This is a genomic window from Curtobacterium sp. VKM Ac-2884, assembly GCF_015350945.1.
GTDB lineage: Bacteria > Actinomycetota > Actinomycetes > Actinomycetales > Microbacteriaceae > Curtobacterium.
On the sequence record NZ_JADKSA010000002.1, the window covers coordinates 54611 to 77988 of the forward strand.

At 70.1% G+C, this 23378-nt stretch carries 22 protein-coding genes and 3 tRNA genes; 6 read left to right on the plus strand and 19 right to left on the minus strand.

The window, feature by feature from the left end; translation table 11 throughout:
- Nucleotides 1–55: 55 nt before the first annotated feature.
- Complete coding sequence (locus tag ITJ60_RS04600; protein WP_123294552.1) at nucleotides 56–2575, minus strand: ATP-dependent Clp protease ATP-binding subunit; 2520 nt, start codon at nucleotides 2573–2575, stop codon at nucleotides 56–58.
- A gap of 282 nt (nucleotides 2576–2857) precedes the next feature.
- The gene (locus ITJ60_RS04605; RefSeq protein ID WP_185002921.1) at nucleotides 2858–3334 is read right to left on the minus strand and encodes a Clp protease N-terminal domain-containing protein; all 477 of its coding nucleotides are present in this window, start codon (nucleotides 3332–3334) and stop codon (nucleotides 2858–2860) included.
- A gap of 70 nt (nucleotides 3335–3404) precedes the next feature.
- Here ITJ60_RS04605 and ITJ60_RS04610 point away from each other — a divergent pair, with 70 nt between their 5' ends.
- Nucleotides 3405–4337 (plus strand): NAD(+)/NADH kinase, encoded by a 933-nt coding sequence (locus ITJ60_RS04610; protein ID WP_111086944.1) that lies wholly within the window; start codon nucleotides 3405–3407, stop codon nucleotides 4335–4337.
- A gap of 150 nt (nucleotides 4338–4487) precedes the next feature.
- Here the strand turns inward: ITJ60_RS04610 and ITJ60_RS04615 are convergent, their stop codons facing one another.
- The 14 genes from ITJ60_RS04615 to tilS all read right to left on the minus strand — a co-directional run bounded on the left by ITJ60_RS04615 (nucleotide 4488) and on the right by tilS (nucleotide 17066).
- Nucleotides 4488–5546 (minus strand): sigma-70 family RNA polymerase sigma factor, encoded by a 1059-nt coding sequence (locus tag ITJ60_RS04615; RefSeq protein WP_194647135.1) that lies wholly within the window; start codon nucleotides 5544–5546, stop codon nucleotides 4488–4490.
- Nucleotides 5547–5914: 368 nt separating this feature from the next.
- Nucleotides 5915–6046, minus strand: a complete 132-nt coding sequence (locus tag ITJ60_RS19105) for a hypothetical protein (protein WP_258373406.1) — start codon at nucleotides 6044–6046, stop codon at nucleotides 5915–5917.
- A gap of 165 nt (nucleotides 6047–6211) precedes the next feature.
- Nucleotides 6212–6415: a hypothetical protein gene (locus ITJ60_RS04620; protein WP_111086942.1), complete on the minus strand. Its 204-nt coding sequence runs from the start codon at nucleotides 6413–6415 to the stop codon at nucleotides 6212–6214.
- Between the two features lie 29 nt (nucleotides 6416–6444).
- Nucleotides 6445–7971 carry a lysine--tRNA ligase gene (gene lysS, locus ITJ60_RS04625; RefSeq protein ID WP_194647136.1) on the minus strand — a complete coding sequence of 509 codons (1527 nt, stop codon included), beginning with the start codon at nucleotides 7969–7971 and terminating at the stop codon, nucleotides 6445–6447.
- Nucleotides 7972–8055: 84 nt separating this feature from the next.
- A complete protein-coding gene (locus ITJ60_RS04630; RefSeq protein ID WP_165901135.1) occupies nucleotides 8056–8748 on the minus strand; it encodes a Rossmann-like and DUF2520 domain-containing protein in 693 nt (230 codons plus the stop codon).
- Nucleotides 8745–10502: a PH domain-containing protein gene (locus tag ITJ60_RS04635; RefSeq protein WP_131844944.1), complete on the minus strand. Its 1758-nt coding sequence runs from the start codon at nucleotides 10500–10502 to the stop codon at nucleotides 8745–8747. Before ITJ60_RS04635 ends, ITJ60_RS04630 begins: the two co-directional genes overlap by 4 nt.
- 9 nt (nucleotides 10503–10511) lie before the next feature.
- The gene (locus tag ITJ60_RS04640) at nucleotides 10512–11033 is read right to left on the minus strand and encodes a PH domain-containing protein (RefSeq protein WP_111086938.1); all 522 of its coding nucleotides are present in this window, start codon (nucleotides 11031–11033) and stop codon (nucleotides 10512–10514) included.
- A gap of 27 nt (nucleotides 11034–11060) precedes the next feature.
- Nucleotides 11061–11549, minus strand: a complete 489-nt coding sequence (locus ITJ60_RS04645) for a DUF3180 domain-containing protein (protein ID WP_194647137.1) — start codon at nucleotides 11547–11549, stop codon at nucleotides 11061–11063.
- The gene (folK, locus tag ITJ60_RS04650; RefSeq protein ID WP_123339201.1) at nucleotides 11546–12103 is read right to left on the minus strand and encodes a 2-amino-4-hydroxy-6-hydroxymethyldihydropteridine diphosphokinase; all 558 of its coding nucleotides are present in this window, start codon (nucleotides 12101–12103) and stop codon (nucleotides 11546–11548) included. The genes ITJ60_RS04645 and folK overlap by 4 nt, the downstream gene beginning before the upstream one ends.
- Nucleotides 12100–12489 (minus strand): dihydroneopterin aldolase, encoded by a 390-nt coding sequence (folB, locus tag ITJ60_RS04655; RefSeq protein ID WP_123294543.1) that lies wholly within the window; start codon nucleotides 12487–12489, stop codon nucleotides 12100–12102. Before folB ends, folK begins: the two co-directional genes overlap by 4 nt.
- On the minus strand, nucleotides 12486–13352 hold the full coding sequence (folP, locus tag ITJ60_RS04660) for a dihydropteroate synthase (protein WP_194647138.1): 867 nt from the start codon (nucleotides 13350–13352) through the stop codon (nucleotides 12486–12488). Before folP ends, folB begins: the two co-directional genes overlap by 4 nt.
- Nucleotides 13353–13361: 9 nt before the next feature.
- The gene (ftsH, locus tag ITJ60_RS04665; RefSeq protein WP_123294542.1) at nucleotides 13362–15350 is read right to left on the minus strand and encodes an ATP-dependent zinc metalloprotease FtsH; all 1989 of its coding nucleotides are present in this window, start codon (nucleotides 15348–15350) and stop codon (nucleotides 13362–13364) included.
- A gap of 135 nt (nucleotides 15351–15485) precedes the next feature.
- A complete protein-coding gene (gene hpt / locus ITJ60_RS04670) occupies nucleotides 15486–16037 on the minus strand; it encodes a hypoxanthine phosphoribosyltransferase (protein WP_111086933.1) in 552 nt (183 codons plus the stop codon).
- 9 nt (nucleotides 16038–16046) lie between these two features.
- On the minus strand, nucleotides 16047–17066 hold the full coding sequence (tilS, locus tag ITJ60_RS04675) for a tRNA lysidine(34) synthetase TilS (protein ID WP_194647139.1): 1020 nt from the start codon (nucleotides 17064–17066) through the stop codon (nucleotides 16047–16049).
- Between the two features lie 64 nt (nucleotides 17067–17130).
- Here tilS and ITJ60_RS04680 point away from each other — a divergent pair, with 64 nt between their 5' ends.
- Nucleotides 17131–17622 (plus strand): inorganic diphosphatase, encoded by a 492-nt coding sequence (locus ITJ60_RS04680; protein ID WP_111086931.1) that lies wholly within the window; start codon nucleotides 17131–17133, stop codon nucleotides 17620–17622.
- 215 nt (nucleotides 17623–17837) lie between these two features.
- Here the strand turns inward: ITJ60_RS04680 and ITJ60_RS04685 are convergent, their stop codons facing one another.
- Both ITJ60_RS04685 and ITJ60_RS04690 read right to left on the minus strand, forming a co-directional pair.
- Complete coding sequence (locus tag ITJ60_RS04685; protein ID WP_194647140.1) at nucleotides 17838–19268, minus strand: NlpC/P60 family protein; 1431 nt, start codon at nucleotides 19266–19268, stop codon at nucleotides 17838–17840.
- Nucleotides 19269–19301: 33 nt separating this feature from the next.
- Nucleotides 19302–20579, minus strand: a complete 1278-nt coding sequence (locus tag ITJ60_RS04690; RefSeq protein ID WP_194647141.1) for a M23 family metallopeptidase — start codon at nucleotides 20577–20579, stop codon at nucleotides 19302–19304.
- Nucleotides 20580–20837: 258 nt separating this feature from the next.
- Between ITJ60_RS04690 and ITJ60_RS04695 the strand changes: the two genes are divergently transcribed.
- From ITJ60_RS04695 to ITJ60_RS04705, 3 genes are all read left to right on the plus strand, one after another.
- Nucleotides 20838–20910: transfer RNA gene (locus ITJ60_RS04695), tRNA-Glu, on the plus strand.
- A gap of 53 nt (nucleotides 20911–20963) precedes the next feature.
- Nucleotides 20964–21040, plus strand: a tRNA-Asp gene (locus ITJ60_RS04700).
- 1 nt (nucleotide 21041) lies between these two features.
- Nucleotides 21042–21114 (plus strand) — tRNA-Phe (locus ITJ60_RS04705).
- 68 nt (nucleotides 21115–21182) lie between these two features.
- Here ITJ60_RS04705 and ITJ60_RS04710 read toward each other — a convergent pair.
- Nucleotides 21183–22193, minus strand: coding sequence for an aldo/keto reductase family protein (locus ITJ60_RS04710; RefSeq protein WP_123339205.1), 1011 nt, complete (start codon nucleotides 22191–22193; stop codon nucleotides 21183–21185).
- Between the two features lie 127 nt (nucleotides 22194–22320).
- On the opposite strand from ITJ60_RS04710, the gene ITJ60_RS04715 reads away from it, so the two are divergent.
- Nucleotides 22321–23313 carry an SDR family oxidoreductase gene (locus ITJ60_RS04715; RefSeq protein WP_194647142.1) on the plus strand — a complete coding sequence of 331 codons (993 nt, stop codon included), beginning with the start codon at nucleotides 22321–22323 and terminating at the stop codon, nucleotides 23311–23313.
- Nucleotides 23314–23378: the final 65 nt, after the last annotated feature.

The following is a 23378-nucleotide window of genomic DNA, read 5'->3' on the forward strand; positions in this document are numbered from 1 at the left end:
CCGGGAGGCCCGGTGCCAGCTGGCCCCGGGCCTCCCGTCTGTCTGGTGTCGGGTCCTAGGACTCGATCTCGCCCTGGGGCGCGTCGGTCGCGGTCTCGACCGCGGCTGCGCCGGCGAGGACCTCTTCGCGGCCCGGCTGACGCCCGGTCTCGAAGTGGAACGCACCGTCGACGAAGTCGACCTTCACGTGGTCACCGGCGGTGAGCTCACCCTGCAGGATGTGCTCGGACAGCTGGTCCTCGACCTCGTGCTGCATCGCGCGACGCAGCGGGCGTGCACCGAGGGACGGGTCGAACCCGACCTTGATGAGCTGCTCCTTGGCGGGGAGGGTGAGCTCCACCGTCATGTCGCGGTCGAGCAGACGGTCGGCCAGGCGCTTCACGAACAGGTCCACGATCTGCAGCAGCTCGGGCTGCGACAGCTGCGGGAACACGATCGTGTCGTCGACGCGGTTCAGGAACTCCGGCTTGAAGTGCTTCTTGAGCTCCTCGTTGACCTTGCCGCGCATGCGGTCGTAGCCGACGGCCGAGTCACCCTCGACCTGGAAGCCCACCGGGCCACCGGCGATGCCCTGCGAACCGAGGTTCGTGGTCATGATGATGACGGTGTTCTTGAAGTCGACCACGCGGCCCTGACCGTCGGTGAGACGGCCTTCCTCGAGCACCTGCAGCAGCGAGTTGAAGATGTCCGGGTGGGCCTTCTCGATCTCGTCGAACAGGACCACGGAGAACGGCTTGCGGCGCACCTTCTCGGTGAGCTGGCCGCCCTCCTCGAAGCCGACGAACCCGGGAGGGGCACCGAACAGACGCGAGACGGTGTGCTTCTCACCGAACTCCGACATGTCGAGGGAGATCAGTGCGCCCTCGTCGTCGAACAGGAACTCGGCGAGCGCCTTGGCGAGCTCGGTCTTGCCGACGCCCGTGGGCCCGGCGAAGATGAACGAGCCCGAGGGGCGGTTCGGGTCCTTCAGACCGGCACGGGTCCGGCGGATGGTCTTGGACAGGGCCGAGATCGCCTCTTCCTGACCGATGACCCGCTGGTGCAGTGCCTTCTCCATGAAGACGAGACGCGAGGTCTCCTCTTCGGTGAGCTTGAACACCGGGATGCCCGTGGCCTGCGCCAGGACCTCGGCGATGATGCCCTCGTCGACGGTGCCGGACGCGGCGACGTCACCGGCACGCCACTGCTTCTCGAGGCGGAGACGCTCACCCAGGAGCTTCTTCTCCTCGTCGCGCAGGCTGGCTGCCTTCTCGAAGTCCTGCTCCTCGATGGCGGCTTCCTTCGACCCGCGGACCGTCGAGATCTTCTCGTCGAACTCGCGGAGCTCCGGGGGCGCCGACAGGATCGAGAGGCGCAGGCGTGCGCCGGCCTCGTCGATCAGGTCGATGGCCTTGTCGGGCAGGAAGCGGTCCTGCACGTAGCGGTCCGCCAGGTTGGCGGCCGAGACGATCGCACCGTCGGTGATGGACACCTTGTGGAACGCCTCGTACTTGTCGCGCAGGCCCTTGAGGATGTTGATCGTGTGCGGCAGCGACGGCTCGTTGACCTGTACCGACTGGAAGCGACGCTCGAGTGCTGCGTCCTTCTCGAAGTGCTTGCGGTACTCGTCGAGCGTGGTGGCACCGATGGTCTGGAGCTCACCGCGGGCGAGGAGGGGCTTGAGGATCGACGCGGCGTCGATCGCACCTTCGGCAGCACCGGCACCGACGAGCGTGTGGATCTCGTCGATGAAGACGATGATGTCGCCGCGGGTGCGGATCTCCTTCGTGACCTTCTTCAGGCGCTCCTCGAAGTCACCGCGGTAGCGGGACCCGGCGATGAGCGAGCCGAGGTCGAGCGAGTAGAGCTGCTTGTCCTTCAGCGTCTCGGGCACGTCGCCCTTGACGATCGCCTGGGCGAGGCCCTCGACGACGGCGGTCTTGCCGACGCCGGGCTCACCGATCAGGACGGGGTTGTTCTTGGAGCGGCGGGAGAGGATCTGCATGACCCGCTCCATCTCCTTCTCGCGCCCGATGACGGGGTCGAGCTTGCCGTCGCGCGCGGCCTGGGTGAGGTTCCGACCGAACTGGTCGAGGACCTGCGAACCCTGCTGCGCGTTCTGCTGCTGCTCGCCGCCGACGGCGACCGCTTCCTTGCCCTGGTAGCCGGACAGGAGCTGGATGACCTGCTGGCGGACCCGGTTGAGGTCGGCGCCGAGCTTCACGAGCACCTGGGCTGCGACACCCTCGCCCTCGCGGATCAGGCCGAGCAGGATGTGCTCGGTCCCGATGTAGTTGTGGCCGAGCTGCAGCGCCTCGCGCAGGGACAGCTCGAGCACCTTCTTGGCACGCGGCGTGAACGGGATGTGCCCGGTCGGCTGCTGCTGACCCTGGCCGATGATGTCCTGGACCTGCTCGCGGACGGCGTCGAGCGAGATGCCGAGCGACTCCAGCGCCTTGGCAGCAACGCCCTCGCCCTCGTGGATCAGGCCGAGGAGGATGTGCTCGGTGCCGATGTAGTTGTGGTTGAGCATCTTCGCTTCTTCTTGAGCGAGGACGACAACACGACGGGCTCGGTCGGTGAATCTCTCGAACATGTGCTCTCCCTTGGCCCTTTCTGACGGAGCCGACAGCTGGTCCGGTCTCGTCTGAGTCCGGTCACGTACTCCGAGAGTAACCAGCGCTCCCCGTGCGGGCTGCCCCTGTTCGCCGTGGGCGTGACCTCACTGCGCGATGTGCGCAGTGAGCGAACGGAACAGACGACGGGAGGCCCGTGGCGGCGTCCGCCACCCTCCCTCGCAGGCTCGGTCGGCGCGGCCCGCGTGCCGCTGGCGCGTCACGCTGAGCGGACCACGCCCGTCTCCTTCCCCGGTCGCGTCTCAGGCGCGCCGCGCTGCCCGGCGCAGGGCGCGCCGGAAGCGGCGCGGCTCGACGCCCAGGGCGTCGAGGACGTCGTGCGCCGAGCCCATGAAGGGGTCGTCGACGCCGTCGAGGACGGCCAGCACGACGTGCACCGGGCGGACGCGCTCGGCCGGACCGGCGAGGACGGCTGCTCGTGCGAGGACCCTGGCGGCCGCCGGGGTGCAGGCGACCCGGTCGTGCTCGTCCGGGCACGCGGCCCGCGCACCGACGAAGACGCTGATCTCGGAGCGGACGGCCTCGGGGGTCACGCCGTGCGCGTCGAAGATCGGGCGGAACCGGGGCATCCCGCTGCAGAGGGTGACGGCGGCGAGCAGGAGGTGCTCCGCGTCGACGAAGCCGAAGCCCGTCTCGTGGGACTCGAGGTCGGCGAGCAGCACGATCTCGCGACCCTGCCGGACGGTGGGGAGGGCGACGGACAGCTGAGCGATCTGCATGTATTCAGAATATCGCATGCAATGGCAATTGAACACCCCTCGGTTCAGCGCGGCTCGGTAGCATCCGGTCATGGATCAGCCCGTTGTCGGCCTCGTCGTCCACCCGACCAAGAACGTGCAGGAGTCCGTCACGACCCTGCAGCGATGGAACGCGTCCGGCCGGGGCGAACTCGTCGCCCGCCGAGCCGACGCGCAGCGGATCGGCGGGGGCATCACCGCGGTGGAGGACGACGACTTCACCGCACGCGTCGACCTCGTCGTGGCCCTCGGCGGCGACGGCACCATGCTCGGCGCCATGCGACTCGTGGCGAAGCGCCCGGTCCCCGTGCTCGGCGTGAACTACGGCAACGTCGGGTTCCTCGTGGAGATCGAACCGCCCGAGCTCGAGGCAGCGCTCGACCGACTGTCGGCCGGCGAGTACCAGCTCGAGCCGCACCACGCGCTCGAGGCCCGGCTGTCCTGGAGCGGCGCACGCACGGACTACCTGGCGTTCAACGACCTGACGATCGTGCGGCGCCCCGGTTCCGGTCAGGTGTCGGCGGACCTCAGTGTCGGCGGGCTCGGCTACGGCTACTACCGCGCCGACGCCATCGTCGCCGCGACCCCGGCCGGCTCCACCGCGTACAACTACGCCGCGGGTGGCCCGGTGCTCTCCCCCGCACTCTCCGGGTCCGTCGTCACCCCGGTCGCCCCGATGGCGGGCATCGACCGCGCCGTGGTGCTCGCCGCGCGCGAGCGCTACCGGTTCGACATCGCCGAGGGCACCAGGAGCGCCGCACTCGAGGTCGACGGGCTCGTCGTCGGCGAGGTCGCCACCGGTGCGCAGATCGACGTCCGACTCCGCAAGGACGCCGGCAGCGTCGTCCGACTCGACGCCGAGCGGCACGGACGCACCGGTCGGGTGAAGCTGAGCCTGCTCGACCTGCCGGTCCGGCCCGACCAGCTCATCGAGCTGATCCCGAGCGACCTGCGGCAGAAGCTCGGGCGCGAACTCGACCAGTAGCGGTCCGGGCCGGCGTCCGGCGCCCACGAACGTGAATGGCCCGCTCGAGCAGTGCTCGAGCGGGCCTTCCCATCACCCCACCGGATCGTCTTCCCACAGACCGACCCGGGTTCCCCTGCCGACGCGAGCGCCGGCCGAAGCCTGCTGACCTCAGTCGGTCAGGTACAGCTGCATGTCCTGCGAGACCGCCTTGGCGAACAGACGCAGCTTGGCGCGCGACTCCACCCGGCTGACGGCCTGGCGGGTCGTGTGCACGATCTTCGAGATCTCGTCGAGCGTCATCGGCTTGTCGTCGTCGAGGCCGTAGCGCATGCGGATCACGTTGGCTTCCTCGCTCGGCAGCTCGGCGACGATCGAACGGATGTCGCGGTGCAGGAGCGTGGTCTCGGTGAGCTCGTTCGGGGACGCAGCGTCCTCGTCCTCGATGAAGTCACCGAGCTCGCTGTCGTCCGAGTCGCCGACCACGGTGTGGATCGAGACCGGCTCGTGCGAGCGACCCTTGAGGTCGACGAGCTCTTCCACCGTCATGCTCAGCTCGGCGGCGACCTCGTCGGGCATCGGCGCGCGGCCGAGGTCGACGGTCAGGTCGCGCTCGGTGCGGGAGATCTTGTTGATCAGCTCGACGGTGTGGACCGGGATGCGGATCGTGCGGGCCTTGTCGGCGAGACCACGCGAGATCGCCTGGCGGATCCACCAGGTGGCGTAGGTCGAGAACTTGTAGCCCTGCGTGAAGTCGAACTTCTCGACCGCACGGACCAGGCCGAGGTTGCCCTCCTGGATGACGTCCATGAACGGCAGACCACGCTGCGAGTAGCGCTTCGCGATGCTGACGACCAGGCGGAGGTTCGAGGTGATCATGCGCTCCTTGGCGCGCTCACCGTCGCGGACGAGCCAGCGGAGTTCACGCTGCAGGGTCTTCGCGAGGCCCTTCTCGGTCGCGAGCTTCTCTTCCGCGAACAGGCCGACCTCGATGCGACGGGCGATCTGCGCTTCTTCCTCGGCGGTGAGGAGCGAGAGGCGACCGATGTGGCGCAGGTAGTCGCCGACCTGGTCGACGGAGGCACCGCGGACGCCGGCGAGCTGCTCGTCGGCCTCGACCTCGGTGTCGAGGGAGGTCGTCGTGGACTCGGCGGTCTGGGTCTTCGATGCCGCTGCCTTCTTCGTGGTGGCGCGGCGGGTGGTGCTCGGTGCAGCCGGTGCGATCGTCATGGTGTTGCTCCCTGCGTTCGGCGGTGATGGCTTCGTGCGGTGGTGCTGGGGGTGTTGCTGGGGGTGTTGATGAGTAAAGCGGTCCGGAGGTGTACCCCACAAACCGATCGGAATGATTCTCAGGCTTCTCCGTGCTTCGTCATCGAAACCGTCCCCCGTGGGGTACAGCGATGCTGCCAGTGTGGTCCCCCGAACTGCCGCGGATCAAGGGTGTGACGTGATGTTTCCGGCGTTGCAGGAGTGTTTCTCACGCGTTTCCGAACCTGTACCCCGTGGCGCCGCGCCTTCCGGACATGCAAAAGGGGTACGTCCGGCCGGATCGATGCGATCCGGCGGTCGTACCCCGAAAACCGAGTGGGTGGGGGGGGTCACCAGGAGGGTTCGAGCCACCCGTCCCGGCGCTTGGACGCCTCGAGGTCGGCGTCTCGATCGAACTCGTCGTACTCGCTCTCGATGTCACCGACGAGGCTGCGGCCCGTGAAGGGATGTGTGGTTGCCATGCGGACGATGCTCACCCCGGCGCGCGACGGCGAGGTGAACGGGGCGTGACGGGTCGAGGGCGCACAGCCGTCGAGCGGGCACAGCCGTCGAGGGGGCGCGAACGATGAAGGCCGCCGTCCGCGGTGCGGACGACGGCCTTCGGACGGTACGTGGGTCGGGCGGCGCTACTCGGCCGAGGCCGGCGCCGGCGCGGGGACGCCGTGCTCCCGCTCGAACCGGGCACGCTCCTCGGCCTCGACCTTGGCGTACGCGGCACGCTCGGTGCGGTCGGCCCGCATGATGGCGCGCATCACGAACCAGAAGATGAGGCCGACGACGATGGTCGGCGTCAGGGCGAAGATGATCCCGGTCACGACTCCATGCGGCACCGGAGCATCGTACCCCGGGGAGCCGGGACTTACTTGACCAGAGGGAACAGGATCGTCTCGCGGATGCCGAGGCCGGTGATCGCCATGAGCAGGCGGTCGACGCCCATGCCCATGCCACCCGACGGGGGCATCGCGTGCTCGAGGGCTCGCAGGAACTCCTCGTCGACGCGCATCGCCTCGGGGTCGCCGCCGGCTGCGAGCTTCGCCTGCTCGACGAAGCGCTCCCGCTGCACGACCGGGTCGACGAGCTCGGAGTACGCCGTCGCGAGCTCGAAGCCGCGGACGTACAGGTCCCACTTCTCGACGATGCCCGGACGGGTGCGGTGCTCGCGGGTGAGCGGCGAGGTGTCGACCGGGAAGTTCATCACGAACGTCGGGCGGTCGAGCGAGTCGATGACGAAGTGCTCCCAGAGTTCTTCGACGTACTTGCCGTGCGTGGCGTGCGCGACCTCGACGCCCTCGGCAGCGGCGAGCTCCTGCAGCTCGGACAGCGGGGTCTCCGGGGTGATGTCGCGACCGGCAGCCTCGGACAGCGAGCCGTACATGTCGATGCGCGGCCACTCGCCGCCGAGGTCGTACGTGCTGCCGTCGGGCAGGGTGACCTCGAGCGAGCCGCCGGTCACGGCCCGCGCAGCGCGCTGCACGAGCTCCTGCGTCAGGTCGGCCATCTGCTCGTAGTTGCCGTACGCCTGGTACGCCTCGACCATCGCGAACTCGGGCGAGTGCGACGAGTCGGCACCCTCGTTGCGGAAGTTCCGGTTGATCTCGAACACCCGGTCGATGCCGCCGACGACGGCGCGCTTCAGGAAGAGCTCGGGCGCGATGCGCAGGAAGAGCTCGGTGTCGAAGGCGTTCGAGTGGGTCACGAACGGACGAGCCGAGGCGCCACCGTGCTGGGTCTGCAGCATCGGCGTCTCGACCTCGAGGTACTCGTGCTCGGTGAAGGTCTGGCGGAGCGAGGACATCACGGCGGCACGCGCGCGGACGGTGGCGCGTGCTTCGTCGCGGACGATGAGGTCGAGGTAACGCTGGCGGACCCGCGTCTCCTCGTTCAGTTCGTTGTGCAGGTTCGGCAGCGGCAGGATCGCCTTCGCCGCGATCGCCCACTCGTCGACCATGATCGACAGCTCACCGCGGCGCGAGGAGATCACACGGCCGTGCACGAACACGTGGTCGCCGAGGTCGACGAACTCCTTCCAGCGCGCGAGGGACTCGTCTCCGACCTCGGCGAGGGACACCATCGCCTGGATGCGGGACCCGTCGCCGGATTGCAAGGACGCGAAGCAGAGCTTGCCGGTGTTGCGCGAGAACACGATGCGGCCGGCGACACCGACGACGTCCTGCGTCTCCTCGCCGGTCTCGAGGTGCGCGTACTGGTCGCGGACCGCCGGGATCGTCGTCGTGATCGGGAGCTCGGCGGGGTACGCCTCGATGCCGGACTCGAGCAGCTTCGCGCGCTTGTCGAGCCGGACCTGTCGCTGCTCGCTGGTCTCCTGCTCGGCCAGTGCGGCGGCGTCGGCGATCGCGGTGTCGGTGGTGGCGGTCTCGTCGGTCATGCGGGTGCGGCTCCGATGGTCGTGGGGGTCGGGGGAAATGCTACCCGCGCCGCGCGTCCGCCCCCGAACCGGCGGCCACCCGCGCTACAGCGTGGACTGCCCGTCGGCGGCCGTCAGTGCGTTGTCGACGGCGGAGCGGACGAGCGCACCGAGCACCCGGCCGGGGTGGTCCACACCGATGCCGGAGAGCGTGCCCGCCGACTGGTCCACGATCGCGGTCGAGAAGCTCACGGCGGCGCGGACGGCGTCGGCGTAGGCGGGCCGGTCCCCCTCGGCGATGACGAACGGCTCGGCGCCCATCTCGACCACCAGGGCCTGCGCGATGGGCAGCACGGGTGAGGGAGCGGTGACCGCGCAGTAGGCGTCACGGAGCCGCGACAGGTCGACGCTGGTGCCGGTGAACGCCATCGCGGGGTGGATGGCGAGCGGGATCGCGCCGGCCGCCATCGCAGGGGCGAGGATGCCGACGCCGTGGTCCGGGCTGGTGTGCACGACGAGCTGTCCGGGCTGCCAGATGCCGGCGTCCGCCAGGCCCTGCACGAGCGAAGCCAGCTGGTCGTCCGGCACGGCGAGCAGCACGAGTTCGCTCCGCTCGACCAGGTCCGGCGTCGCGAGCACGGGAGCGCCGGGCAGCATCGCCTCGGCACGGTCACGGCTCTCGGCGGACACGGCGGTCACCCCGACGACCGCGTGCTCCGCGTTCGCGAGTGCGGCGCCGAGCACGGGTCCGACCCGTCCGGCACCGACGACGCCGACGCCGAGGCGCCCGGCCCTCATCGGACGGCCCCGGTGGGCGGGACGTCGCTCCACCCCGGGCCGGGAGGCACGGTGCCGGGCCGGTGGTCGGCGTCGGGTCCGGCAGGGGCTCCGGTCCCGGGCCACGGCACGTCCGCAGCGTGCCTGGCGGACGCGGGACGGGCCTCCCGTTCGCGCCACCGGTGGGACGTGTCGACCGCAGCGGCCTCGACGGCGCGCTGGGTCGTCTCGGACCACAGCCGCTGCGCGTCCCGTGCGTCGAGCGCACCGACGCGGGCCGAGACCGGCCCGGCGACGGTGTGCACGTGGACGGCGGCGAGCCGCAGGGCACGCTCGAGCGGACCCTGCTCGACCTTCACGCTCTGCACCCGGGGCAACGGCACGATGACGAGCGACCGCCAGACGGCGCCGAGCCGGAGCAGCACCGCGCCCTGCACGAACCGGTACCCGTTGCGCCGGAACGCGAACGGCCGGAGCCACGCACCGCGGCGCGGGGAGTGCACGAAGCCGCCCTCGTCGCCGCTCGTGGTGAGGCTGTCGTCGACGACGCTGACGGCCTCGGCGGAGCCTTCCCGCAGGGCCTCCTGCGAGGCCTCGGGGCCCGCGACGGCAGTGCCGACCAGGCCGGGCAGGATGATGTCGAGGACCTCGCGGACGTCGGCCGCGGTGCCGACGGGCAGCACGATGGCGGAGGCCTGCTGGTTGCTCGATGCCCCGTTGCCGGCGTTCGTCGCACGGTTGATCCGGACGTCCCACCAGCCGAACGGTCGCCAGAGCAGCGGCTGCGCGACACTGACGGCGTGGATGCGGCCCGGGGGCAGCGTCTCGTTCGAGGTCGACACGAGCCCGAACCCGATCCGGATGCCGTCACGGGTCTCGGCGATCGTGTACTGCAGCGACCGCGAGAACTTGCGGACGTAGTAGCTGCCCGCACCGATCACGGCGGGGAACAGGCCGAACAGGATCCCGTACTCGCCGGTGAGCGCGACACTGACGATCATCGCCGCCACGGCCAGCAGGATGAAGACGGTGGTGCCGGAGAGCAGCATCGACGCGATCAGCCGGCCGGGCTTCACCTTGACGATCCGGGTGGCCTGCACCGCGGCGGGGTCGAGCTCGGGCGAGAACATCTCGTCGACGCGGTCCTGCAACACACCGTTCGACGCGCGCGCCGGACCACTGCCACGGTCGTCGTCCTTCGCACCCGAGGCGAGCACGAGGATGCGCAGCCGCAGGTCGTCGGCGGCCTTCACCCCGAGGTACGCGAGCTGCACGTTGGCGTCGTTGCCGGCCTGGGCGATCTCGAGCTTCGCCGTGCCGAACACCCGCGGGATGAGCGGACGCGAGATGTTGATGCCCTGGATCCGGTCGAGCCGGGCCTTGCGGTGGTTCCGGAACAGCACGCCCGAGCGGACCTCGACGATCTCGCCGGTGACCCGGAACTCGTGCATGCGCCAGGACAGGTAGAAGAGCCCGATCAGCACGAGCAGGAACACCGCGACGCCGAGCAGCACCCAGCCGACGACGCCGTGCTCGTAGACGTAGCGGACGGGGTCGCCGTCCTGCTGCTCGCCGCCGGGGATGAAGAACTCGACGAGCTGGTCGCGCAGGCTGTTCAGCACGTAGCCGAGGATGACGATCAGGAAGATCCCGCCCTTGAGCAGCGGGGTCAGCGGGTGCAGGCGGTGCCACTCGCCGTCGGTCAGGGGCGCTGCGGCAGCGGCGTTCCCGCGCGTGGGCGGGGCGGGCGGCGGCGGGCCGGGTCGGAAGGTCACCGCGACCCCCTACAGCCCGGCGCGGCGGGACTCGGCGAGCTCGACGAGCCGGTCGCGCAGTTCGTCGGCGTCGGTCGCGGGGATGCCGGGGATGCGGACGTTCGTGGCGGCCGCGGCGGTCACGAACTTCAGCTCGCTCATGCCGAGCGCCCGGTCGAGCGGACCGCGCGCCACGTCGACGAGCTGCATGCGCCCGTACGGCACCGCCGTGAAGCGCTGCCACATCAGGCCGCGGCGGACCACCAGGTCGTCGTCGCGCAGGGCGTAGCCGATCGCACGGACCCGGCGGGGCGTCAGCGCCGCGGTGACGAGCGTGATGACGAGCACCACGATGCCGATGAGCAGCCAGACGGTGCCGGCGCCCGAGCCGAAGCCGTCGTTGACGATCCCGATGAGGACCAGGCCGGCGGTCACCACGAGGCCGATCACCAGGGTCGTGATGAGTTCGGTCCACACGAGCTTCGCGGACACCCTGGTCCAGTCGATGCCGGTCAGGCCGAGGCCCGGCTCGTCGAGTCGTTCACGCGCCATCGCGGGCCTCCAGTGGGTGTGCTCGGGTCAGTTCGCCGTCGTGCCGTTCCGGGGGTCGCCCGGCTCGTCGTCGTCACCCGGAGGAGCGATGCACATGCGCTCTGCCACGAGTGCGCAGACCGTCAGCACGATCCCGCCCCCGACGGCGACCACGTTCGGCAGGGTCGAGCCTAGCGAAGGCGTCACCGAGCGGGTCAGGAGGTACACGACCAGCCCGATCGCGAAGCCGCCGAACAGGACGCCGCAGATGCTCGAGGCCTTCGCCAGCACCACCACGCGCGTGGCGTAGAGCGGGTCGACCGGGCGCTGCCGGCCCGCGCCATCGCGGGCGTGCCGGCGGACGGGTCGCGCCATGAGCACGACGGCGACGCCGATGAACGCGAGCGTGATGCCGAGCGGCACGGCGAGCAGCAGCGTCGGCGACTGTCGCGACGCGAGCACCGCGTCGAACGCGAAGCCCGCCACCGCGGTCACGACGGCGATGCTGAGCAGGGTGGAGGGACGGGTCGGCTTCACGGCTGGGTCACGTTCCCTTCGGTGGTGGCCCGGGAGGCGCGGGGCACGTCCGCGAACAAGCGCGGCTCGTCGACGCGCTCGGTGTCGTCCCCCACGGCGGCGAGCAGGTCGGCCACCGGTCCGGCGCCGGGCAGGACGGCCGCGGGGTCGGCGTCGAGCCACGGTGCGAGCACGAACGCGCGCTCGGCGGCACGGGGGTGCGGGACGGTGAGCGTGGCGGTGTCGATGCGCAGGTCGTCGACGGCGACGACGTCGAGGTCGAGGGTCCGGTCGCCCCAGCGGACGTCGCGGGTGCGGCCGTGCTCGTCCTCGATGCCGTGCAGCGCGTCGAGGAACGCCTGCGGCTCGAGGTCGGTGTCGACGACCACGACGGCGTTGCGGTAACGCGGCTTGGTGTCGTCGCGGCCGTCCAGGGTGACGGCGACCGACTCGACCTCGTGGCTCGACGCCACCGGGTGGACCCCGGGCAGCGCGGCGACCGCTCGGGCGGCGGCGCGGAGGGTGCTCCCCCGGTCGCCGAGGTTGGCGCCGAGCGCGACGACGACGCGGCTCACTCTTCTTCCTCGTCCGGCACGGTCGCCCCGCGGGCACGGCGGATGGTGATCGAGACGTCGGTGAACGGCACGGTGATGGGTGCCTGCGGCTTGTGCACGGTGACCTCGGTCGCCAGGGCCGCACGGTGGGTGAGCACCGCGGCCGCGATGCGTTCGGCGAGGGTCTCGATCAGGTCCACCGGGTCGCGTTCGATCTCGGCGACGACCTGCTCGGCGAGCACGCCGTAGTGCACGGTGGCGTCGAGGTCGTCGCTGCCCGAGGCCGCGCGGGCGTCGAGCTCCACGGCGACGTCGACGACGAAGTCCTGACCGTCGGCACGTTCGTGGTCGAAGACCCCGTGGTGGCCGCGGGCACGGACCCCGACGAGGCGGATGGTGTCGTTCACGAGCGAGCTGCCCTCCAGGCGTCCCAGACGTCGAGCACGGCACGGGTCGGTGCCGGGTCGTGCACGCGCACCCCCCACGCGCCGCGTTCGGCGGCGAGCAGGCTGATGGCGGCGGTGGCGAGGTCGCGGTCCTTCGGCGGGGCACCCTCGGGGCTGCCCACTCCGTCCAGGAACCGCTTGCGTGATGCGGCGACGAGCACCGGCAGGCCGATCGAGGCGAACCGTTCGTAGCCGGCCAGGATCTCCCAGTTCTGCACGCCCTGCTTGGCGAAGCCGAGGCCCGGGTCGATCACGACCTGTTCCTGGCGCACCCCGAGGACGATGAGCTCGGCGACCCGCATCTCGACCTCGCGCCGGACCTCGTCGACGGCGTGCACGTACTCGGCGTCGCGGTACATCCGGTCGCTGTGGCCACGCCAGTGCATGACCACGAACCCGGCCCCGGTCGACGCGACCACGCGGGCCATGTCCGGGTCGGCCAGGCCGCCGGACACGTCGTTGACGATCGCGGCGCCGAGTTCGACGGCCCGTTCGGCGGTCGAGGCGTTCATCGTGTCGACGCTGACCGGGATGCCCTCGGCGACGAGCTGCCGGACGACCGGCAGGACGCGCTCCTGCTCGACGGGCACCGGCACGCGTTCCGAGCCCGGCCGGGTCGACTCCCCACCGACGTCGATGATGTCGGCGCCCGCGGCGACGAGGTCACGCGCGTGCTGCACGGCGGCGTCGTAGGCCTGGTGCAGCCCGCCGTCGCTGAACGAGTCCGGCGTCACGTTGAGGATGCCCAACACCCGCGTGCGGTCCGGTGTCGGACCGTCGCGGGTGTCGAGCCGACGAGCACGTCTCGTCGGCAGGTCGGTCATGCCGGCCCCCTACGCCGGGGCGATACCCGGGTTGCCGAAGGGGCGACGACGGGGCTTCGAGGTCGACTCGCTGTCCGACTGGTCCGCTGCGGTGGCGGCGGCCTGCCCGGGCACGTCGATCGCGGGCAGGTTGCTCACCGGACGCTTGTCGCTGGAGAGCCACTGCGGGCGCTCCGGCAGCTTGCGGACGTCCTTGAAGATCTCCACGAGCTCCGGGGCGTCGAGCGTCTCCTTCTCGAGGAGCTCACCGGCCAGGCGGTCGAGGATGTCGCGGTTGTCGTTGAGCACCTGGTAGGCCTCGTTGTGCGCGGCCTCGAGCAGCGCACGGGTCTCGGCGTCGACGGTCTGGGCGATGTTCTCCGAGTAGTCGCGCCCGGTCCCACCGCTCATGTCGCGGCCGACGAACGGCTCGCTCGACCCGGAACCGAGCTTCACGGACCCGACGGCCTGGCTCATGCCGTACTCGGTGACCATCTTGCGGGCGGTGCCGGTGGCCTTCTCGATGTCGTTCGAGGCACCGGTGGTGGGATCGTGGAACACGATCTCCTCGGCGACGCGTCCACCCATGGCGTAGGTGAGCTGGTCGAGCAGCTCGTTGCGGGTGACCGAGTACTTGTCCTCGAGCGGGAGCACCATCGTGTACCCGAGGGCACGGCCGCGCGGCAGGATCGTGATCTTCGTGACCGGGTCGGTGTGCCGCATCGCCGCTGCCGCCAGGGCGTGGCCGCCCTCGTGGTACGCGGTGATCAGGCGTTCCTGGTCGGACATGATCCGGGTCCGACGCTGCGGGCCCGCCATGACGCGGTCGACGGCCTCGTCCAGCGCGCGGTTGTCGATGAGCTGCGCGTTCGACCGGGCGGTGAGCAGCGCGGCCTCGTTCAGGACGTTCGCCAGGTCGGCGCCGGTGAAGCCCGGCGTCTTGCGGGCGAGCAACTCGAGGTCGACGCTCGCGGCGAGCGGCTTGCCCTTCGCGTGCACCTCGAGGATCTGCTTGCGGCCGGCCATGCCCGGGGCGTCGACACCGATCTGGCGGTCGAAGCGGCCCGGACGCAGGAGCGCGGGGTCGAGCACGTCGGGACGGTTCGTCGCGGCGATGAGGATGACGTTCGTCTTGCCGTCGAAGCCGTCCATCTCGACGAGCAGCTGGTTGAGCGTCTGCTCGCGCTCGTCGTTGCCGCCGCCGATGCCGGCACCGCGGTGACGACCGACGGCGTCGATCTCGTCGATGAAGACGATGGCCGGCGAGTTCGCCTTGGCCTGCTCGAAGAGGTCACGGACACGGCTCGCACCGACACCGACGAACATCTCGACGAAGTCCGAACCGGAGATCGAGTAGAACGGCACACCCGCTTCGCCGGCGACGGCGCGGGCGAGCAGGGTCTTGCCGGTTCCGGGAGGGCCGTACAACAGCACGCCCTTCGGGATCTTGGCGCCGACGGCCTGGAACTTCGCCGGCTCCTTCAGGAACTCCTTGATCTCGTGGAGTTCCTCGATCGCCTCGTCGGAGCCCGCGACGTCGGCGAACGACACCTGCGGGTTCTCCTTGTTGTTGATCTTGGCCTTCGACTTGCCGAACTGCATGACCTTCGAGCCGCCGCCCTGGGCGCTCGAGAGCAGGAACCAGAACAGGGCACCGATGATCAGGAAGGGGAGTAGGACGCCGAGGAGCGACAGGAACCAGTTGCCCGTGTTCACGTGGTCGTCGTAGCCCTTGGGCAGGTTGGCGTCGTTGACGGCCTGGATGACCTCTTCGCCACGGGGCGTGGAGTAGTAGAACTGCTCCTGCTTGTCGCCGTCGCGGGTGATCATGTCGACCCGCTGCTCGGTGGAGTTGACGATGACGGACGAGATCTTGCCGTCGGCGAGCTGCTCGAGGCCCTTCTGGGTGCTGACCTCGGTCGTGCTGCCCTGGCTGATGACGCTCCAGCCGATGAAGATGCCCGCCAGCGCGATCAGCACGTAGAGGTACGGGCCGCGGAAGATGCGCTTGAAGTTCATGTGATCCGGGCGCGAGTGCCCGACACCTTTCTCTGCCGAAGTTGCGTGCAGGTCAGCATACGGCCGCGATTCTGTGGCGAGAATGGGTGTCCTCTGCGGGCGAACTCAACCCGAGGCAAGTACCCCCTGGACGGGTTACGAGTACACGTGCGGCGCCAGGACACCGACACCGCGCAGGTTCCGGTAGCGCTCGTCGTAGTCGAGGCCGTAGCCGACCACGAACTCGTCGGGGATGTCGAAGCCCACGTACTTGACGTCGACCTCGACCTTGGCGGCCTCGGGCTTGCGCAGCAGGGCGACGATCTCGACGCTCGCGGCACCGCGGGACTGCAGGTTCTGCTTGAGCCAGGACAGCGTCAGACCGGAGTCGATGATGTCCTCGACGATGAGGACGTCGCGGCCGTGCAGGTCGGTGTCGAGGTCCTTGAGGATCCGCACCACACCGGACGACTTCGTGCCGGAGCCGTACGACGACACCGCCATCCAGTCCATCCGCGCCTGCATCTTGAGGTGCCGCGAGAAGTCGGCCATCACCATGACGGCACCCTTCAGGACACCGACGAGCAGGGGGTCGCGGCCCGCGTAGTCGGCGTCGACGACCGCCGCGAGTTCGGCGAGCTTGTCGTCGATCTGCTCGGGCGTGAAGAGGACTTCGGACAGGTCTGCCTGGACGTCGGAGAGTTCCACCGGTCCAGCCTAACCGGCACTGAACGACAGGCGGTCACCGGATCGCGACGCCCGGACGCCCGGCAGGTCGATCGGCCCCTGTCCGCCCCAGTCCGTGACGAGCCGGCAGACCTCGAGCGTCTGCACGCGCGACAGCGTCACCCCGAACTCGCTCTCGACCGCCAGGCGCACGAGTCGCTGCCGGAGCGCCGGCGGGTTCGCCCCGAGCGCCCGGACGGACAGCGAGATGCCGGCCTCGGAGTGCTCGGCGATGTCCTCTGCCAGTTCCTCGGCGAAGTGGTCGAGTGCCGCCGAGTCCTCGCGCAGCTGGTCGGCCGTCCGCGCCAGCGCCTCGGGCACCCCGGCACCGAGTTCGCGCTCGAGCACCGGCATGAGGGTGTTCCGCACGCGGACACGGGCGTAGGCGGGGTCGTCGTTCTGCGGGTCGCGCCACGGCGCCAACCCGGCGGCGGCGCACGCCTGCCGCGTCGCGTGCCGACGCACGGCGAGCAGCGGGCGGCCGTAGGCCGGCCCCTGCTCGCGCCGCGCGAGCGGCAGCATGCCCGACAGGCTGTCCGGCCCGCTGCCGCGCAGCAGGCCCAGCAGCACCGTCTCGGCCTGGTCGTCCAGGGTGTGTCCCAACAGCACGAGAGGTGACCCGGTGGCGGAGGCGACCTCGGCGATCGACGCGTGGCGGGCCTCCCGGGCGGCGCCCTCCGGACCACCGTCGGAGCCGACCGCGACCCTGCGGACCTCGACCGGGTCGAGACCCAGCTCGGATGCCTGCCGGGAGGCGCGGCTCGCGACCGCCTCGGAGCCCGCCTGGAGCGCGTGGTCGACGACCACTGCCCCGGCTCGGAGTCCCTGCTTGCCCGCCTCGAACGCGGTGGCCGCGGCGAGCGCGAGCGAGTCCGGTCCGCCGCTCAGCGCGACCAGCACGAGGTCACCCGCGGTGACGACGCCGTCGTCGATCGCGGTGGCGAGCAGGTCGCGGACCGCCAGGCGGGTCTCGGCGACGGCAGGGTCCAGCCGGGGACGCGGAGAGTTCACCCGGTAACGTTAGCCGCGCTCTCGGGACCACCGACAGCCCCACCGACACACCAGGAGTACAGACATGGCCGCGTACGACGTCGTCGTCGAGATCCCCAAGGGCAGCCGCAACAAGTACGAGGTGGACCACGAGACCGGTCGTGTCTACCTCGACCGCGTGCTGTTCACGTCGTTCGTCTACCCGACCGACTACGGCTTCTTCGAGAAGACCCTGGCCGACGACGGCGACCCCGTGGACGCGCTGCTGCTCCTCGAGTTCCCGACGTTCCCCGGCGTGGGCGTCAAGGTCCGTCCGGTCGGCGTCTTCAAGATGAGCGACGAGGCTGGCAAGGACGAGAAGGTCCTCGTGGTCCCCGCGAAGGACCCGCGCTGGACGCACATCCAGGACATCTCGGACGTCGACGAGCAGACGAAGGCCGAGATCGCGCACTTCTTCGAGCGCTACAAGGACCTCGAGCCGAACAAGTGGGTCAAGGCCGAGGGCTGGGGCGACGCCGCCGAGGCCGAGGCGATCGTGCAGGCCGGCCAGGCCGCGTACGTGCCCGCTGGTCACTGACGCTTCCGGATGCTTCCGGACGCTTCCTGACGCCGAACGGCGCCCGCTCTCCATCCGGAGGGCGGGCGCCGTTCTGCGTTCGTAGGGCTGTGCCGTGCGGGTTCAGGCGTACCTGGTGGGAACGGGCGCACCTGGTGCTCTGATCCGGGCAGGTACGCCCGATCCCGCTTGCTACCGCAGCCGTTCTGGGAAGGACCGGGCACACCGGGAGCGGGCTACAGGGAACCGCTCGGGCGGGCGACGTAGGGCAGGAGCTGGCTCGGCGTCCAGACCGCCCGCTCGACCACGCCGACGCCTGGTCGGGCTGCTTCGACCATCATGCCGTTGCCGGTGTAGATCGAGTCGTGGTAACCGCCGGAAGCGGTTCCGTTCGACGAGTAGAAGAGGATGTCGCCGGGCTGGCGCTGCGAGAGCGGCACGAGACGGCCGATCGAGCCGAAGTAGTTGTACTGCCAGACGACGTTGTGGCCGCCGGTCGCGATGCCCTGCGAGCTGTAGGCCATCATGACGAGGCCGGAGCAGTCCCAGCTGTTCGGGCCTGCGCCACCGATGAGGTACGGCTTGCCGAGTTGGGTGCGGGCGTAGGAGATGGCGCCAGCGGCCTTCGACGGGCTGCTCGGGACCGTCGGCTTCGGCGCCGGGGCGGGGGTGCTCGGCTTCGACGGGGTGGGCGTACTCGGCTTGGCGGGAGCGGGCGCTGGTGCCGGTGCCGGGGCGGGAGCCGCCGGCGTGCTCGGCTTCGACGGGGTGCTCGGGCGCGAGGGGGTGGTCGATCCGCTGCCGGAGCCGGCGCTCGGGTTCGTGGTGCTGCCGCTGCTCGTACCGGTGCCGGTGTCGCCACTGGTCGTGCTGGTGCCGTTGCTGCTCGTCTGGGCCGCCAGGGCGGTCTCGGCCGCCTTGGCCTGCTGCGCACTCCAGTACGCGCTCTCCGTCGCGACGCTCGTGCCCTTGAGGTACGCGAGCTGACGGAGGACCTCGCCCTGCTGGTCCTGCTGCTTCTGCACACGGGCCTGGGCGTCGGCCGAGACGTCGTTGGCGGTGGCGAAGGCGGTCTTCGTCGCCTCGGTCGCCTTGCTCAGCGCCGTCGTGGCGACGGCCTGCTGGTCGGCGAGCGAGTCCACGGTCTTCTGGTCGGAGCGGGCCTGGGCCAGGATCGTCGCCGACCGCTCGGACAGGTGCGACATCGTGCCGACGCGGTAGAGCAGGTCGCCGGAGTCCGAGGCGTCCGTGAGCATCGTCGTCGACAGGTCGCCGCCGCCCGTGCGGGACAGCTCGACGACGAGCGCCGCCACCTGGCCCGCGGAGTCGTCCGCCTTGCCCTTGGCCCGCTTCGACTGCGCGGACAGGTCGGCGAGGGTGTCCTTCGCCTCCTGCTGCTGCGAGGCGGCGAGGGCGTACGCCTGCCCGGCCTGCTGCTCGACGATGCCGGCGCGGTCCGCGGCGGCCTGCAGCGAGGTCAGCCGGTCGCTCAGCTCGTCCACCGTCTGCTGCGCGTCGGCGGCATCCGACTTCGCGGCCTTGACGTCGTCCCAGGACGGCGCTGACGGCGCGGCCTGGGCGGGTCCTGCGACGACGACCGACAGTCCGATGCCGAGCACGGCGACGGTGGCGATCCCGCAGGAGAACGAGCGAGCGGACAGGGTCATGGCGGGGTCAACGCATCCCGGCTGCGCTGATGCTCATACCGAGATCCCCCGCGCTGCCATGAAGGGGACCGGGTCGACGGCAGCACCGTTGACCCGGGTCTCGAAGTGGAGGTGGCACCCGGTCGACCAGCCGGTCGAACCGATCTTGGCGATCTGCTGCCCGGCGGAGACGTGCTGGCCGTTCGCGACCATGATCCCGCCGTCGACGATGTGTCCGTAGGCCGTCGAGATGCCGCCGCCGTTGTCCAGGATGACCTCGTTGCCGTAGCCGCCGCCGTTGCCCGCGAAGGTCACGGTGCCGTCGTGGGCCGCGTAGATCGGGGCGTAGCAGGCGGGAGCGAGGTCGACCCCGGCGTGCAGTGCCGTGGAGTGCGTGTACGGGTCGACGCGGATGCCGTAGCCGCTGGTCTGGAAGCCGCCGGCCGGACGGACCCACCCGGCAGAGTTGGCAGTCCCACCGCCGGTGCCGCCCTGGCTCGTCGCCGCGGCCTTCGCGGCTGCCTTGGCTGCAGCAGCGGCGATGCGCGCCTGTCGGGCCTTCTCGGCGGCGACGCCCTTGCGGTAGTCGGCCTCGACACCGCGCTGCTTGGTGGTGAGGGCGGTCAGCTGGGCCTCGAGCCGCGACTCGTTGTCGTTCTGGGCGTCGACGGCGGTCTGCGCCGCGTCGGCAGCACCCTGCGCCTGCTGCATCTTCGACTGGGCTGCGTCGGCGAGGTCGCCCAACGCCGCCTTGGCCTTGTCCGCCTTGTCGGCCTGGGCCTGCGCAGTACCCCGGTCCTGCGACGCCTGCGAGTAGATGCCGTCGGCCTGCTCGCTGAGCTTCGACATGGCGCCGAGCTCGTAGAGCAGGTCACCGGAGTCCGAGGGGTGCGTGAGGATGTCGGTCGTCACGTCGTTGGCGCTGGCCCGACCGAGCTGCGCGGCGAGCTGACCGGCCTGCTCCTCGGACTGTGCGGCGGTCTGCTCGGCGTCGTCCGCCTGGGACTGGAGCGTCTTCTGCTCGAGGGTCGCCTCGTCGTACTTGTTCTGTGCGGCTTGGTAGGCCTCGCCGGCTGCCTGTGCGGCCTTCTGCTTCGCAGCGGCCTCGGACTTCAGGGTCGAGATGAGCGACTTGATCTCGGTGACCTTGGCCTGCTGGGCACTCGTCGAGGACTTGGCCTTCTGCACCTCGGACCAGCTCGGGTAGCTCGCGGCACTGGCCGACGTGGCCGGGGCGAGGACCGCGAGGGTGCTGCCGGCGAGCGCGACGGCGACCGCGGCGGCGACGAGGCGGCTGCGGTTGCGGAGGGAGAGCGAAGGTGAGGTCGACATGTATCTCGATTTCGTAACAGCGCGGCAAGGCTCACGCACGTAACACTGTTAACAGACGCAACAGTAACAACAGGTGTCGCAGCCCCACAGCCCCTCGGACGAGGGGCGTGGAGCCGACGACGATGCTCGCACCGCAACCTCGACACCCGGTGCCGGGTGGGCGCGACACGCCGGGGATTCCGCGGGAACGCGGCCCGATTTGCGAACCCCCGGGGGCATCCGTATGCTTGTCCATCGGTAGCGCGAAGCACCACTTGCGGCCCTATCGTTTAGTGGCCTAGGACACCGCCCTTTCACGGCGGCAGCACGGGTTCGAATCCCGTTGGGGTCACTCTCCGAGTGAGCGAGCAAGTAGTACTGAGCAACACCACAGCAATTCAACATGGCCCTGTAGCGCAGCTGGTTAGCGTGCCGCCCTGTCACGGCGGAGGTCGCGGGTTCAAGTCCCGTCAGGGTCGCCACGGCTGGATAGCTCAGTTGGTAGAGCGTTCGACTGAAAATCGAAAGGTCCACGGATCGATGCCGTGTCCAGCCACCGGTGAAGGCCCCCTGCTTCGGCAGGGGGCCTTTTCCGTTGTCTGAGCCGTCTGGCCTGGGTCGGCGCTAGGCCTCGCGGGTCTTCGGGCTGCTGTCGTTCGTCTTCGCCGGGTCACGCTCGACCACGGCACCGAGGGCATCGTCGATCCGGCTGAGCAGCTCCGCGGGGATCGTGACACCGGCAGCGCCGGCATTGTCGTGCACCTGCTCCGGACGCGATGCTCCGATGATGGCGCTCGCGACGTTCTCGTTCTGCAGCACCCAGGCGACGGCGAGCTGCGCCATCGACAGGTCGAGCTCCTTCGCGATCGGCTCGAGCTCCTGCACCGAGGACAGCACCTCGTCGCGCATGAACCGCTTGATCATGTCCGCGCCACCCTTGTCGTCGGTGGCGCGTGAACCCTCGGGCAGCGGCTGACCCGGCTTGTACTTGCCGGTCAGGACACCCTGGGCGATCGGGGACCAGACGATCTGCGAGATGCCGAGCTCCTTCGAGGTCGGCACCACCTCTTCTTCGATGACCCGCCACAGCGCCGAGTACTGCGGCTGGTTCGAGATGAGTTGGAACCCGAGGTCCTTGGCCAGCGCGGCGCCGGCCCGGAGCTGCTCCGCGGTCCACTCGCTCACGCCGACGTACAGGACCTTGCCCTGGCGCACGATGTCGGCGAACGCCTGCATCGTCTCCTCGAGCGGGGTCTCGTGGTCGAAGCGGTGTGCCTGGTACAGGTCGACGTAGTCGGTCTGCAGACGGCCGAGCGAACCGTCGATCGACTCGAGGATGTGCTTGCGGGACAGCCCGGTGTCGTTGTGCCCCTTCGGCCCGGTCGGCCCGAACACCTTCGTGGCGATCTCGAGCGACTGGCGCCGCTCCCCCTTGAGGGCTTCGCCGAGGACGGTCTCCGCGCCGGTGTTGGCGTAGACGTCGGCGGTGTCGAACGTCGAGATGCCCACCTCGAGGGCGGCCTTGACGCAGGCGATGGCCGCGTCGTTCTCGACCTGGGAGGCGTGGGTGAGCCAGTTGCCGTAGGTGATCTCGGAGACCTTGAGGCCCGAGTTGCCGAGGTAGCGGTACTCCATGTGCGTGTCACTCCTGTCGTGGGGGCGCGTCGGTGCGACCCGAACCGTGACGGTAGTCGGCCGGGACGGTGCAGGATCACATGGGACGACGGTGCAGGGCTGCGCCGCGGAGAGCGAGGGAGCATCCATGACCGGAGCGAGCGTGTTGTTCATCGGCGGGAGCGGCGTGATCAGCGCCTCCTGTGTGCGGGAGGCGACCGAACAGGGCCACGACGTCACGGTCCTGAACCGGGGGACCACCGGGGGCAGGCCGATCCCGGAGGGTGTGACGCGCCTCCAGGCCGACGTGTCGGACCGCAGCGCCCTGGCGGACGCACTCGGCGACCGCCACTTCGACGTGGTCGTGAACTGGATCGCCTTCACGCCGGACCAGGTGCAGGCCGACATCGACTTCTTCGCCGGACGGACGCGGCAGTACGTCTTCATCAGCTCGGCCTCGGCGTACCAGACGCCGGCGACGCACCTGCCGATCACGGAGTCCACGCCGCTGAAGAACCCCTACTGGCAGTACTCGCGCGACAAGATCGCGTGCGAGGAACTGCTGATGGAGGCGTACCGGGAGCAGGACTTCCCGGTGACGATCGTGCGGCCGTCGCACACCTACGACGAGACGAAGCTGCCACTCACCGGCGGCTGGACCGCGGTCGCGCGGATGCGTGCTGGAAAGCCGATCATCATCACCGGTGACGGCACGTCGTTGTGGACCTTGACGCACAGCCGTGACTTCGCGGTCGGGTTCACCGGGCTGCTCGACAACGCGTCGGCGATCGGTGAGGCCTTCACGATCACGAGCGACGAGGCGCCGACGTGGAACGCCATCGCGCACGAGATCGCGGCAGCGGCGGGTGTCGAGGACCTGCAGATCGTGCACGTGCCAGCGGACGCCATCGCTGCCGCCGATGCCGAGTGGGGTGCGGCGCTCCTCGGCGACAAGGCCAACAGCTCGGTGTTCGACAACAGCAAGATCCGGTCGCTCGTGCCGTGGTACAGACCCCGGACGCCGTACCGGCAGGGCGTGCGCGAGGTCATCGCGTGGTTCGAGGCCAACCCCGAGGCGCAGATGATGGACGAGCGCCTCGACGGTCTGATGGACGAGCTGGCGGCGCGCTGGGCGGTGTGAGCCGCACTTGGTGAGCAGAAATGGTCGGGTGCCGTGTGGCGACCCGACCATTTCTGCTCACGAAG

Excerpts from the sequence above, each read along its gene's own strand:
- ITJ60_RS04600 (WP_123294552.1), bottom strand. The coding sequence starts at position 2,575 with ATGTTCGAGAGATTCACCGACCGAGCCCGTCGTGTTGTCGTCCTCGCT.
- ITJ60_RS04605 (WP_185002921.1), bottom strand. The coding sequence starts at position 3,334 with ATGCAGATCGCTCAGCTGTCCGTCGCCCTCCCCACCGTCCGGCAGGGT.
- ITJ60_RS04610 (WP_111086944.1), top strand. The coding sequence starts at position 3,405 with ATGGATCAGCCCGTTGTCGGCCTCGTCGTCCACCCGACCAAGAACGTG.
- ITJ60_RS04615 (WP_194647135.1), bottom strand. The coding sequence starts at position 5,546 with ATGACGATCGCACCGGCTGCACCGAGCACCACCCGCCGCGCCACCACG.
- ITJ60_RS19105 (WP_258373406.1), bottom strand. The coding sequence starts at position 6,046 with ATGGCAACCACACATCCCTTCACGGGCCGCAGCCTCGTCGGTGACATC.
- lysS (WP_194647136.1), bottom strand. The coding sequence starts at position 7,971 with ATGACCGACGAGACCGCCACCACCGACACCGCGATCGCCGACGCCGCC.
- ITJ60_RS04630 (WP_165901135.1), bottom strand. The coding sequence starts at position 8,748 with ATGAGGGCCGGGCGCCTCGGCGTCGGCGTCGTCGGTGCCGGACGGGTC.
- ITJ60_RS04640 (WP_111086938.1), bottom strand. The coding sequence starts at position 11,033 with ATGGCGCGTGAACGACTCGACGAGCCGGGCCTCGGCCTGACCGGCATC.
- folP (WP_194647138.1), bottom strand. The coding sequence starts at position 13,352 with ATGACCGACCTGCCGACGAGACGTGCTCGTCGGCTCGACACCCGCGAC.
- ftsH (WP_123294542.1), bottom strand. The coding sequence starts at position 15,350 with ATGAACTTCAAGCGCATCTTCCGCGGCCCGTACCTCTACGTGCTGATC.
- ITJ60_RS04680 (WP_111086931.1), top strand. The coding sequence starts at position 17,131 with ATGGCCGCGTACGACGTCGTCGTCGAGATCCCCAAGGGCAGCCGCAAC.
- ITJ60_RS04685 (WP_194647140.1), bottom strand. The coding sequence starts at position 19,268 with ATGACCCTGTCCGCTCGCTCGTTCTCCTGCGGGATCGCCACCGTCGCC.
- ITJ60_RS04690 (WP_194647141.1), bottom strand. The coding sequence starts at position 20,579 with ATGTCGACCTCACCTTCGCTCTCCCTCCGCAACCGCAGCCGCCTCGTC.
- ITJ60_RS04710 (WP_123339205.1), bottom strand. The coding sequence starts at position 22,193 with ATGGAGTACCGCTACCTCGGCAACTCGGGCCTCAAGGTCTCCGAGATC.
- ITJ60_RS04715 (WP_194647142.1), top strand. The coding sequence starts at position 22,321 with ATGACCGGAGCGAGCGTGTTGTTCATCGGCGGGAGCGGCGTGATCAGC.